The following is a 12,146-nucleotide window of genomic DNA, read 5'->3' on the forward strand; positions in this document are numbered from 1 at the left end:
GCCACCGGGTCCGCCCTGAGCGGCGGTTCAGCCGACCCGGCAGGGCAGGCTCGTCGCCGTATCACCGCCGTCGCCCGTTACGACGTATCCGAAGGTCGTGCTCTTCCCCGGATCCAGCGAACCGTTCCAGTCGGCGTTGTGGACCATCACGTCCTGGCTCTCGTAGGTCGCGTTGCCGTTCCACAGACTGTCGACCTTCTGGCCGCCCGGCAGCGTCCAGTCGACCATCCAGCCCAGCATCGGGACGTCGCCGGTGTTGGTGACGGTCACCTCGGACTGGTAGCCGCCGTTCCAGCTGTTGGTGGTCCTGCGGACGGCCTCGCACTTGCCCGGTACGGGGTCGGTCGGGTTGCCGGGGTCGTGGATGCCCGTGACCTCGCCGTTGCCGCCGTCGAAGACGACGTCGGAGCAGGAGTAGAAGGTCTCCGCGCTGTCCGAGCGCTGCCAGACCATGTAGATGATGTGGCGGCCCGACTTGCCGGTGGGCAGTTGCCCCGTCCAGGAGTAGTTGGCCTCGACCGTGCCCGGGGTGCCGTTGAGGGGCGGGTGGTCGACGGTGAGGAAGGGCTTGTCCTCGATGTCGTCCCAGGTGAGGGGCTTGGTCGGGTCGAAGCCGTCCTTGGTGATGTAGACGTGGAACCAACCCGGGTGCGCCGCCCAGGCGTTGTACGAGAAGTCGACGGTCGCGCCCGAGGTGAGATGGGTGAGCGGCCAGTCGTTGCGCGGGAGGTTGAACCCGGTGAAGCCGGGGTTGCCGCCGCTGCACAGCTGACCGTCCGGGACGAAGCCGCGGGTGCGGCCTGCGCCGTCGGAGCGCAGCACGGAGAACCAGTTGTAGAACGGCGTGGTCCCGCTGACCTGTTGGGCCGCCTTGCAGGCCGGGTTGACCGGTTTGATCTCACCGGTGCTGGTGAGGCCGTCCCGCCAGCACAGGAAGGTGCGGCTGCCGGGTTTCATCGGGGTGCCGTGGGCTTGCGCCTTGCCGCCTGCCGTGACGACGAGGGCGAAGGCGGGGATGGCGGCGAGGAGCGAGACGAGAACGAAGAAGAGAGCCCTGGTCGTTAATCGGCGCGCCGGTCGGCGCGAGCTTGTCAGGATCATGACATACAAATCCTTCGAGTACGGCCGGGTGAATGCGGGGTGCGGGTGTGGACGGGGTGGGGGCGCCACAGAGCGGCGGGTTCCGGTCCGTCGCCCTGCATGGGAGCGCTCCCACCCCGTCTGTTGCGGAAGGTAGCGCTGTGGGGCGTGGTTGTAAACGGTTATGGCGCGCGTCAATGGCGCGCCGTGGCATCGCCGCTTCGGGTGGCGGCGCCTTCGTACGTACGATCACTCCGCGTATCGGCGTCCACACTGGCGTCCATGGGAGCAGTGATGACCACACCCCAGCAGGCCACCGAGGACACCTGGATGTTCCCGCCGGCAGACGGCTGGACCTTCGACCAGGTCAAGGACTTGGAGCTGCCCTTCGACTGGGAACTCGTGGATGGACGGATCGTGGTTCGAGGACGGACCAGGTACTGGCATAACCGTGTACGGGACAAGATCGTGGCCGCCCTGGAGGCGGCACGTACCCAGCCGTACGAGGTCGTGGCCGAGCAGTGCGTGATGGTGGACGACCAGAACACGCCCAAGCCCGACGTGATCGTCTTCGATCCACGGAAGCTGGACTTCTTCGAGCTCGAGTGTGTCCCGGTGGGGAAGGTGTCGCTCGTCGTGGAAGTCGTCTCCCCCGGCTCCCGCCAGGACGACCGCGTACGCAAACCCGCGCTCTTCGCCGCACACAGGGTCCCGTACTACTGGCGCGTGGAACTGGACCGGGACCAGAAGCTCGCGGTGCACGAGTACTGGCTCAACGCGGACACCCTCTCTTACTTCCTCGCGCCGTCCCATCCCGTGCACCACGACAAGCTCGTCACCGAACTGCCGTATCCCGTGGAGATCGACCTCGACGGGTTCCTCGGGTTCTGATCCCGCCGTCTCAGCGCACTCGCTCCACCGGATACGCCGCCTGGAAGGCCAGTCGCGCGTCGGCGTCCTGGCCGATGGCCGTGAGCAGGTCGTCGAAGGACAGGAACTCCTCCCAGACCGTCCGGCCGCTCGCTTCCGCGAGACGGGCGACGACCAGGTCCTCCAGCTCCTGGACGCGCTTGCCCTTCCAGATCTTGTCGGCGACGCTGACCAGCAGATCTTCGAGGTCGATGTCCGGACGGGTCCAGGTGGCGTGCGTCGCCGCGAACCGGGCCCACTCCGGGGCGATGCCATGGGCCAGCAGCAGCTTGCGCCCGGCAGCCTCGTGAGAGGAGCCGGGGCCCGACAGCTCGGCGGGGTGGGCCGTCTTGCCGATGTCGTGCGTGGCCGCCCCGAACAGCGCGGCATCGCGGTCCAGTCGGATCGACGGATGCTCCCGCGCCATCCAGTCCAGGAGTTGGTGCGCCACGTCGTGGACGGCTCTGAGATGGGCCGCCAGGCGGGGCGGCGCGTCCAAGCCGCCCAGGAGCTGGGCCACTTGGTCGGGCAGCGGGCGCAGGGGCGGCTCACCGCGGTCGTGGAGCGCGCGTCCGAGTAGCCCTCTGCTCATCTTCCGCACCTCATTCCGGCCTCGACATCACGGTGGCAGCGTTTCATGTCCTCGCCGGAGTGCGTGACCTCTTCATGTCGGCATTGTGCAGCGCCTCGATGATTTCCGGTGGCAAGGTGGATGTCCGCGCTTCGCGAGCTGTCACCTGGAGGCGACGGCTGTCGCCTGTTCCCTGGACGTGACGCCCGCCGGCGGTAGCTCGATGGTGAACTCGGAGCATCCCGGGGCGCTCTCCACGGTGCTGCGGCCCCCGTGCGCCGAGACGATGGACTCCACTATCGCCAGCCCCAGTCCCGACCCTCCGTCCGCCCCCGCCGTCCGGGTACGGGACATGTCCTCGCGGGTGAACCGCTCGAAAACCCTCGGCAGCAACTCGGCCGGGATACCGGGCCCGTTGTCCCGCACCCGGACGACGCACCGCTGTGGCGTCGCCTCCACCTCCGCGACCACCGTGGTGCCCGCGGGTGTGTGCACACGGGCGTTGGCCAGCAGGTTGACCACCACCTGGTGGAGGCGGGCCTCGTCGCCGGTGACCAGGGCCGGGGTCTCGGCGAGAGTGAGGGCGAGTTGCCAGTCGTGGCCGCTGTCCGACGCTCGTGCTTCCCAGAGGGCCTCCGCGACCACGGCCGCGAGGTCGACCTCGGCCGACTGGAGCGGCCGGCCCTCGTCGAGGCGGGCAAGCAGCAGCAGGTCCTCGACCAGGCCTGTCATACGGGCCGACTCCGCCGAGACGCGGCGCCAGGCGAGCACCGGCTCGATGCGGTCCGTGCCGCGGTTCATCAGTTCCGCGTAGCCCGCGATGGACGCGAGGGGGGTGCGCAGTTCGTGGCTCGCGTCGGCCAGGAAGCGGCGCATCCGCTCCTCGCTGCGCCGGCGTTCGGCGCGGGAGGTCTCGACGTGGTCGATCATCCGGTTGAGGGCGGCGCCGACCTGGCCGACCTCGTCGGCCGGGTCGGCATCCCGGGCGGTGACACGGGTGAGGCCGGTGACATCGCCGCGGCCGAGCGGGGAGCGGCAGACCTCGACCGCGGTGGCGGCGACCCGGCCGAGGGGGCGCAGCTGGCGTCGTATGACCACGGCGCAGACGATGCACGCGGCGGCAAGGCCGGTGGCCGCGACGAGCGCCTCGGCCTCGACCAGTCCGTCGATCATGTGCTGTACGTCGTCCATGGGGAGTCCGGCGAGGACGCGGACCCCGGCCGAGTCGAGCCCGGCGACCCGGTAGGTGCCGAGGCCGGGCACGGTGACGGTGTGCTTGGAGCCGTTGGGCGCGATGCCCTTCAGCGCGGCGCGCTGGGGGGTCGTCAGGTTCTGCGGCGGGGCGTCCTGGCTGACGATCGCCGCCGAGAGGACCGTGCCGTGGTCGTCGAGGCGGGCGGCGATCATGCCGACGGGGTGACCGTTCTCGGTGAGGAAGGAGAGGTTCGCCCTGTCGTCCCGGTGCAGAGCGGCCCCGCCCAGGCTGCGCTCGGCGGCATTGCTGACGCGTCCGTCCAACTCGCCCATGAGGAAGGCCCGTTGGACCACGGCGGTGGTGAACGTCGTCGCCGCACACACGACGACGAGGGTGGCTCCGACGAAGAGCAGCAGCCGGGCGCGCAGGGAGCGTGCGACCGGGCGGGCGGTCATCTGCCGTCCTCCGCGGACCTGATGGAGTACCCCGTCCCCCGCACGCTGTGGATCACCGGCAGGTCGCACTCCCTGGCCGTGAGCCGGATCGGCCGGCCTGCGCGGTGCACCTCGCGGGTCTCCCGGGTCGGCACGAGGTCGCCGAGGACGCGTACGGAGTGGTCGGCGCCGCTCCGGAGGCCGTCGATGCGGTGCTCCACCGCGTCGCGGGCGGGCCGCAGTGCGCTGCGGTCGACGGCGGCCGGGTGGAGCCGCCGGCCCGCCTCGGTGGCGGCGGGCGGCGCTTCGGTGAGCGTGGGCTCGTCGTCGACGACGAGGACGCGGACCCGGTCGGTCCGGGACACGGAGGTGCCTGACATGTCTCGATACTGTCCCGGTCCGCTGAGGGAACCCTGTGTTCCACCTGAGGGTGGGTGATGACCTGGGTTTCCCCGGCCGGGACCGCGGCGAGGGCCGCACCCCCGGCGTACCGGGGATGCGGCCCTCGACTGCCCTGCTGCGCCGCTTACTTGCGGATCAGGCTGCGCAGCACGTACTGCATGATGCCGCCGTTGCGGTAGTAGTCGGCCTCACCGGGAGTGTCGATGCGCACGACCGCGTCGAACTCGACGCCCGAGTCGGTGGTGACCTTGACCGTGCGCGGCGTGGTGCCGTTGTTGAGCTCCTCGACGCCGGTGAAGGAGAACGTCTCCTCGCCGGTCAGACCGAGCGTCTCTGCCGACTGGCCCTCCGGGAACTGGAGCGGCAGGACGCCCATGCCGATGAGGTTCGAGCGGTGGATGCGCTCGTACGACTCGGCGATGACGGCCTTGACGCCGAGCAGCGCGGTGCCCTTGGCGGCCCAGTCGCGGGACGAGCCGGAGCCGTACTCCTTGCCGGCCAGGATGGCCAGCGGGATGCCCTGCTCGATGTAGTTGCGGGATGCGTCGTAGATGAAGGAGACCGGACCGCCGTCCTGCGTGAAGTCGCGGGTGTAGCCGCCCTCGGTGCCCGGCGCGATCTGGTTGCGCAGGCGGATGTTGGCGAACGTGCCGCGGATCATGACCTCGTGGTTGCCGCGGCGGGAGCCGTAGCTGTTGAAGTCGCGGCGCTCGACGCCGTGCTCCGTGAGGTACTTGCCGGCCGGGGTGTCGGCCTTGATCGCGCCGGCCGGCGAGATGTGGTCGGTGGTGACCGAGTCGCCCAGCTTGGCGAGGACGCGGGCGCCGGAGATGTCGGAGACCGGCGACGGCTCCAGCTCCATGCCCTCGAAGTACGGGGGCTTGCGGACGTAGGTCGACTCGGCGTCCCACTCGAAGGTGTTGCCGGTCGGGATCGGCAGCGCCTGCCACTGGGCGTCGCCCGCGAAGACGTCCTGGTAGGACTTGTTGAACATGTCCTCGCCGATGGCGTTGGCCACGACGTCGTTGACCTCGGCCTCGGAGGGCCAGATGTCCTTCAGGAAGACCGGGTTGCCGTCCTGGTCGGTGCCCAGGGCGTCCCGCGTGATGTCCACCTTCATGGAGCCCGCGATGGCGTACGCGACGACCAGCGGCGGGGAGGCCAGGTAGTTCATCTTGACGTCGGGGTTGATCCGGCCCTCGAAGTTGCGGTTGCCGGAGAGGACCGAGGTGACCGCGAGGTCGTGGTCGTTGACCGCCTTGGAGACCTCCTCCGGCAGCGGGCCGGAGTTGCCGATGCAGGTGGTGCAGCCGTAACCGACCAGGTTGAAGCCGACCTTGTCCAGGTACGGCGTCAGACCGGCCTTGTCGAAGTAGTCGGTGACGACCTTCGAACCCGGGGCCAGGGTGGTCTTGACCCACGGCTTGCGGGTCAGGCCCTTCTCCACGGCCTTCTTCGCGACGAGCGCGGCGGCGACCATGACGTACGGGTTGGAGGTGTTGGTGCAGGAGGTGATCGCGGCGACCGTGACGGCGCCGTGGTCGATCTCGTACGTCGAGCCGTCGGGGGCGGTGACGGTGACCGGGTTGGACGGGGCACCGTTCGGGGCGACGGCCGGGGCGTCGGAGGCCGGGAAGGACTCCTTGCCGGACTCGTCCACGGAGTCGACGTAGTTGAGGACGTCGGACTTGAACTGCTGGGCCGCGTTGGCGAGGACGATACGGTCCTGCGGGCGCTTCGGGCCGGCGATGGAGGGGACGACCGTGGAGAGGTCGAGTTCCAGCTTCTCGGAGAAGTCCGGCTCGGCCTTCGGGTCCAGCCAGAGGCCCTGCTCCTTGGCGTACGCCTCGACGAGCGCGACCTGCTGGTCGGAGCGGCCGGTCAGGCGCAGGTAGTTCAGGGTCTCGTCGTCGATCGGGAAGATCGCGGCGGTGGAGCCGAACTCCGGCGACATGTTGCCGATGGTGGCGCGGTTGGCGAGGCTCGTGGCCGACACACCCTCGCCGTAGAACTCGACGAACTTGCCGACCACACCGTGCTTGCGGAGCATCTCGGTGATGGTGAGCACCAGGTCGGTGGCGGTGGTGCCGGGCTGCAGCTCACCGGTGAGCTTGAAGCCGACGACGCGCGGGATGAGCATGGAGACCGGCTGGCCGAGCATCGCGGCCTCGGCCTCGATGCCGCCGACGCCCCAGCCCAGCACGCCGAGGCCGTTGACCATCGTGGTGTGCGAGTCGGTGCCGACGAGGGTGTCGGGGTACGCCTGGCCACCCCGGACCATGACGGTACGCGCGAGGTGCTCGATGTTGACCTGGTGGACGATGCCGGTGCCGGGCGGGACGACCTTGAACTCGTCGAAGGCGGTCTGGCCCCAGCGCAGGAACTGGTAGCGCTCCTTGTTGCGGCCGTACTCCAGCTCGACGTTCTGCTTGAAGGCGTCGTTCGTGCCGAACTTGTCGGCGATGACGGAGTGGTCGATGACCAGCTCGGCCGGGGCCAGCGGGTTGATCTTCGCCGGGTCGCCGCCGAGCTCCTTGACGGCCTCACGCATGGTGGCGAGGTCGACGACACAGGGCACGCCGGTGAAGTCCTGCATGATCACGCGGGCGGGCGTGAACTGGATCTCCTGGCTGGGCTGCGCCTGGGAGTCCCAGCCGCCGAGGGCGCGGATGTGGTCGGCGGTGATGTTCGCGCCGTCCTCCGTGCGGAGCAGGTTCTCCAGCAGGACCTTGAGGCTGTACGGCAGTCGGGCCGAGCCCTCCACCTTGTCCAGCCGGAAGATCTCGTACGACTCGTCGCCCACCTGCAGCGTGCTGCGGGCGTCGAAGCTGTTCGCCGACACGACAGTCTCCTTCATTGATGTGCGCGTACTCACCACGATCCTGCCGCCACGGCATCTGGGCCGATCCGCTAAGGTAAGGCTAAGTTAGGTAACCCTTACCGGGGCGTGGCGGCTGCGGTGCTTCTCGGCAGATATCTCGATGTCGAGATAACTCTAGTACATGGGGCCGGGATGGTCATGCCCGGCCTCCTCACGGCCGCACCCCGACGACTCCGCCCGCCGCGCCGACACGACCGGGCCCGCCAGGCGATTATCCGGCGGAAGGGGACATTTGGCGCGGGCGCCCATCGGTGCGCCGAGCCCGGGTACCCGGCCCGCCACGGGGAAGTCCGTCCGACGTGAAGGGAGGCGCTCGCCCACCGGCCTCCCATGAGGCGACGTTGACGGCCCGTCACCCGAATGGACCCCCATCACGCGCCTCATCTCATATCTGAGATAACCTCAACCCCATGGCAGACGACTACCTCGTACGCATCGGCAAACTCATCCGTGACGCCCGGCAACATCGCGGCTGGACACAGGCCCAGCTCGCGGAGGCGCTCGGCACCAGCCAGAGTGCCGTCAACCGCATCGAGCGCGGTAACCAGAACATCAGCCTTGAGATGATCGCTCGAATCGGTGAAGCCCTGGAGAGCGAAATCGTCTCGTTGGGCTATGCGGGGCCGATGCATCTGCGGGTGGTCGGCGGCCGCCGGCTGTCCGGAGCCATCGACGTCAAGACGAGCAAGAACGCGTGTGTCGCGCTGCTCTGCGCCTCCCTGCTCAACAAGGGCCGCACGGTGCTGCGCCGGGTGGCGCGGATCGAGGAGGTGTACAGGCTCCTGGAGGTGCTGGGCTCCATCGGTGTGCGCACGCGCTGGATCAACGACGGCGTGGACCTGGAGATCGTGCCGCCCGCCGAGCTGGACATGGCGGCGATCGACGCCGACGCGGCCGTACGGACGCGGTCCATCATCATGTTCTTCGGCCCGCTGCTGCACCGTATGGACCACTTCAAGCTGCCGTACGCGGGCGGTTGCGACCTGGGCACGCGGACCATCGAGCCGCACATGATCGCGCTGCGCCGGTTCGGCCTCGACATCACCGCCACCGAGGGCCAGTACCACGCCCTGGTGGACCGGACGACGCGGCCCGACCGGCCGATCGTGCTGACCGAGCGCGGGGACACCGTCACCGAGAACGCGCTGCTGGCCGCCGCCCGTCACGACGGCGTCAGCGTCATCCGCAACGCGTCCTCCAACTACATGGTCCAGGACCTGTGCTTCTTCCTGGAGGCGCTGGGCGTACGGGTCGAGGGCATCGGCAGTACGACGCTGACCGTGCACGGCGTGCCCGACATCGACGTCGACGTCGACTACTCCCCCTCCGAGGACCCGGTGGAGGCGATGAGCCTGCTGGCCGCCGCGGTCGTCACGGAGTCGGAGCTGACCGTGCGGCGCGTGCCGATCGAGTTCCTGGAGATCGAGCTCGCGGTGCTGGAGGAGATGGGGCTCGACCACGACCGTACGCCCGAGTACTTCGCGGACAACGGCCGTACGCGGCTGGTGGACCTCACCGTGCGGCCCTCCAAGCTGGAGGCGCCGATCGACAAGATCCACCCGATGCCGTTCCCCGGCCTGAACATCGACAACGTCCCGTTCTTCGCGGCCATCGCGGCCGTGGCGCAGGGCAAGACGCTGATCCACGACTGGGTCTACGACAACCGCGCGATCTACCTGACGGACCTCAACCGCCTCGGCGGCCGCCTCCAACTCCTCGACCCGCACCGGGTGCTGGTCGAGGGCCCGACCCGCTGGCGCGCCGCCGAGATGATGTGCCCGCCCGCCCTGCGGCCCGCCGTGGTCGTCCTGCTGGCGATGATGGCGGCCGACGGCACGTCCGTACTGCGCAACGTGTACGTCATCAACCGGGGTTACGAGGATCTCGCGGAGCGGCTGAACTCGGTCGGGGCGCAGATCGAGATCTTCCGGGACATCTGAGTCAGAGGGTGAGCAGTTCCTCGTAGAAGCCGCCGAACTCCCGTCGCCGGTCGATGAGATGGATCTCCAGGATCCAGTGGCAGGTGCGCCCCGCCCTGTCGGTGCGGCGCAGTGGGGTGTCGTTGGCGGGGGTGATGTACGACTCCACGTCCGCTCCGTCGATCCGTTCGTGGGGGAACTCGCCGACCGGATGCCCGGCGTGCCAGCCGCCCAGCTCCCACCCGGCGCCCGCCGCCAGCCGCTCCACCTCGGCGTGGAGCTGCCGGCCGGTGACGTCGGGATCGGCCTCGAAGAAGCGGCGGCCCGCGGCGAAGATCTTCGGCAGGTCGCCGCGGAGTCGCTGCTTGACCGGGTCGTCGCCGAGGACGAAGGTCCGGCCGAAGTCGGCCTCGTACTCCTCGAAGATCGGCCCGAAGTCGGCGAACACGATGTCGTCCGCGCCGATCACCCGGTCCGGCGGATTCTCCCTGTACGGCATCAGCGTGTTGGGGCCGGAGCGCACGATCCGCTTGTGCCAGTGCCGGGTCGTGCCGAACAGCTCGTTCGCCAGGTCCCGGATCCGGTCGCTGACCGCCCGCTCCCCCTGCCCGGGCGCGACCAGCCCGCGCTCCTCGATCTCCTTGAAGAGCCGCACGGCCTTCGCCTGGGCGTCCAGCAAACGCGCCGCACGCGTGGGTTCGTCATCGTCCGCCATGGGGCCGAACATAGTTACCCGGATCGTTCACGGCAACGATTGCCGAGAGGCGGGCTCCTCCGGTCGCCGTCGGGTCCACGCGGTGTATCCGCCGTCCACGTGTATGGCGTCGATGCCGCTGACGTAGCGGGCGCCGCAGCGGTCCTGAGGCAGGACGAGCTGGGCACCGGCGCGGTCGAGCGGGGTGTCGTCGAGGGCGACCGCGAGCAGGACGGGGGCGCGGCCGAAGTCGGGGTCGATCTCGGCCCAGGAGAGCAGGGCGTGGTGGCCGTCGATGCCGTGTACGGCGATGAGGAAGCGGAGGCGGTCCTTGCGGCGGGCGGGATCGAAGACGGGCCCCGCGTCCATGAGGACGTCGTGCAGGAGCGGGCCCGTGAAGGTGTGCTGCCGGCTGCCACTGGTCGCGCACTCGAAGGCGGCCTCGGCGCGGTGCTGGGGCCAGGCGAGCAGGTCGGGCACCGTCAGCCGGGCCGGTCGGTCCAGGTCGCCGGTGAGGACGAGTTCCGCCGCGGGTCCGGCGGCCGTACGGTCAGCTGCGAGGGTCTGACTCACGGGCTACCACCTCCCGCATGACCGTACCCGAACCACCCTCCCGTACAAACGCACATGCCATGCCAGCAGATCACTGTTCCGGCTCATGCGATGCGACAGCAGACTTTCGCCTTGCATCTGCGGCAGTATCATCGGCGCATGCACACCTACCGGATCGGGGATGCCGCCGCCTTACTCGGCGTCAGCCCCGACACCGTGCGGCGTCTGGTCGACGCGGGGAAGTTGACCGCCGAACGCGACGAGCTGGGCCACCGGATCATCCCCGGGCCGGCTCTTGCGGCCCACGCCCGCGAGACACACCGGGCGGAACGGGAGTCCACCGGCTCCTCGGCCCGCAACCGGTTCTCCGGCATCGTCACCGACGTGATCCTCGGGGACGTCTCCGCGCAGGTGGAGATCCAGGCCGGACCGTTCCGGGTGGTGGCCATGGTCAGCCGCGAGTCGGCTGAGGAGCTGAAGCTGGAGCCCGGTGTTCCGGCGGTTGCCGTGATCAAGTCGACCAACGTGGTCGTCGAGAGACCGTAGAGAAGGTCGCAAGACCGTAGCTGGGTCCGTCAGGACCTCAAGGAGTGGACCCGTGATGACCCGTTCCGTGCCTCGGACCCGTCGGATGCTGCAGGTGACCGGTGTGAGCGCCGCCGCGCTGCTGGCCCTGAGTGCCTGTTCGTCCTCCGACTCGAACTCCACCAAGTCCGACACCTCGGCCTCGGCGTCCTCGTCGCCGAAGCTGTCGGGCACGGTGACCGTGTTCGCCGCCGCCTCGCTCAAGGAGAGCTTCACGACGCTGGGCAAGGAGTTCGAGAAGGCCCACCCGGGTACGAAGGTGACCTTCAGCTTCGGTGGCAGCGACACCCTCGCCGCGCAGATCACCGGCGGCGCCCCGGCCGACGTCTTCGCCGCGGCGAGCCCCAGGACGATGAAGATCGTGACGTCCAAGGGCGACGCGGTGGGCACGCCGGCCACCTTCGTCCGCAACCAGCTGGAGATCGCCACCCTGCCGGGCAACCCCGACAAGGTCGCCTCCCTCAAGGACCTCACCAAGTCCTCGCTGAAGGTCGTGCTGTGCGACAAGACGGTGCCGTGCGGCGCCGCCGCCCAGAAGGCGCTCGACACGAGCAAGCTGAAGCTCACCCCGGTCTCCTACGAGCAGGACGTCAAGTCCGCCCTCAACAAGGTCGTGTTGAAGGAGGCCGACGCCGCGGTCGTCTACAAGACCGATGTGCAGGCGGCGGGCAGCAAGGTGCAGGGCGTGGAGTTCCCCGAGTCCGCCGGCGCCATCAACGACTACCCGATCACCCTGCTCAAGGACGCGCCCAACGCCGCGGCGGCCAAGGCGTTCATCGCCCTGGTGCAGTCCGCCGAGGGCCGGCAGGTCCTGACCGGGGCCGGGTTCCTCAAGCCGTGACCGCTCCCTCCCCGGACAAGGCCGGCGCCGCGGACACCCTGACCGGTGGCCCGCGGCGCCGCCGTGTCCTCTGGGGGGGTGCT

Annotated in this window: 11 protein-coding genes; 4 read left to right on the forward strand and 7 right to left on the reverse strand. The window is 69.4% G+C overall.

The features are described from left to right. Positions 1–27: 27 nt before the first annotated feature. Positions 28–1,101 carry a lytic polysaccharide monooxygenase gene (locus tag AB0N07_RS07190; RefSeq protein WP_365832944.1) on the reverse strand — a complete coding sequence of 358 codons (1,074 nt, stop codon included), beginning with the start codon at positions 1,099–1,101 and terminating at the stop codon, positions 28–30. Positions 1,102–1,362: 261 nt separating this feature from the next. Between AB0N07_RS07190 and AB0N07_RS07195 the strand changes: the two genes are divergently transcribed. Further along, positions 1,363–1,971: a Uma2 family endonuclease gene (locus tag AB0N07_RS07195; protein WP_365832946.1), complete on the forward strand. Its 609-nt coding sequence runs from the start codon at positions 1,363–1,365 to the stop codon at positions 1,969–1,971. Positions 1,972–1,981: 10 nt separating this feature from the next. Here the strand turns inward: AB0N07_RS07195 and AB0N07_RS07200 are convergent, their stop codons facing one another. The 4 genes from AB0N07_RS07200 to acnA all read right to left on the reverse strand — a co-directional run bounded on the left by AB0N07_RS07200 (position 1,982) and on the right by acnA (position 7,433). Beyond that, a complete protein-coding gene (locus AB0N07_RS07200; RefSeq protein WP_365832948.1) occupies positions 1,982–2,581 on the reverse strand; it encodes an HD domain-containing protein in 600 nt (199 codons plus the stop codon). Between the two features lie 141 nt (positions 2,582–2,722). Beyond that, the gene (locus AB0N07_RS07205) at positions 2,723–4,210 is read right to left on the reverse strand and encodes an ATP-binding protein (RefSeq protein WP_365832950.1); all 1,488 of its coding nucleotides are present in this window, start codon (positions 4,208–4,210) and stop codon (positions 2,723–2,725) included. Next, positions 4,207–4,569 (reverse strand): hypothetical protein, encoded by a 363-nt coding sequence (locus AB0N07_RS07210; protein WP_365832953.1) that lies wholly within the window; start codon positions 4,567–4,569, stop codon positions 4,207–4,209. The genes AB0N07_RS07205 and AB0N07_RS07210 overlap by 4 nt, the downstream gene beginning before the upstream one ends. 146 nt (positions 4,570–4,715) lie before the next feature. Further along, the gene (gene acnA, locus AB0N07_RS07215; protein WP_365832955.1) at positions 4,716–7,433 is read right to left on the reverse strand and encodes an aconitate hydratase AcnA; all 2,718 of its coding nucleotides are present in this window, start codon (positions 7,431–7,433) and stop codon (positions 4,716–4,718) included. A 449-nt stretch (positions 7,434–7,882) separates the two neighbouring features. On the opposite strand from acnA, the gene AB0N07_RS07220 reads away from it, so the two are divergent. Beyond that, positions 7,883–9,412: a UDP-N-acetylglucosamine 1-carboxyvinyltransferase gene (locus tag AB0N07_RS07220; protein WP_365832957.1), complete on the forward strand. Its 1,530-nt coding sequence runs from the start codon at positions 7,883–7,885 to the stop codon at positions 9,410–9,412. Position 9,413: 1 nt separating this feature from the next. Here the strand turns inward: AB0N07_RS07220 and AB0N07_RS07225 are convergent, their stop codons facing one another. Then, positions 9,414–10,106: a M24 family metallopeptidase gene (locus tag AB0N07_RS07225; protein WP_365832959.1), complete on the reverse strand. Its 693-nt coding sequence runs from the start codon at positions 10,104–10,106 to the stop codon at positions 9,414–9,416. A 27-nt stretch (positions 10,107–10,133) separates the two neighbouring features. Beyond that, the gene (locus AB0N07_RS07230) at positions 10,134–10,658 is read right to left on the reverse strand and encodes a molybdopterin-dependent oxidoreductase (protein ID WP_365832962.1); all 525 of its coding nucleotides are present in this window, start codon (positions 10,656–10,658) and stop codon (positions 10,134–10,136) included. A gap of 138 nt (positions 10,659–10,796) precedes the next feature. On the opposite strand from AB0N07_RS07230, the gene AB0N07_RS07235 reads away from it, so the two are divergent. Beyond that, positions 10,797–11,183: a helix-turn-helix transcriptional regulator gene (locus AB0N07_RS07235; protein ID WP_365832964.1), complete on the forward strand. Its 387-nt coding sequence runs from the start codon at positions 10,797–10,799 to the stop codon at positions 11,181–11,183. A gap of 55 nt (positions 11,184–11,238) precedes the next feature. Then, the gene (gene modA / locus AB0N07_RS07240; protein WP_365832966.1) at positions 11,239–12,063 is read left to right on the forward strand and encodes a molybdate ABC transporter substrate-binding protein; all 825 of its coding nucleotides are present in this window, start codon (positions 11,239–11,241) and stop codon (positions 12,061–12,063) included. Positions 12,064–12,146 lie beyond the last annotated feature (83 nt).

The organism is Streptomyces sp. NPDC051172 (genome assembly GCF_040682555.1).
Classification (GTDB): Bacteria; Actinomycetota; Actinomycetes; order Streptomycetales; family Streptomycetaceae; genus Streptomyces.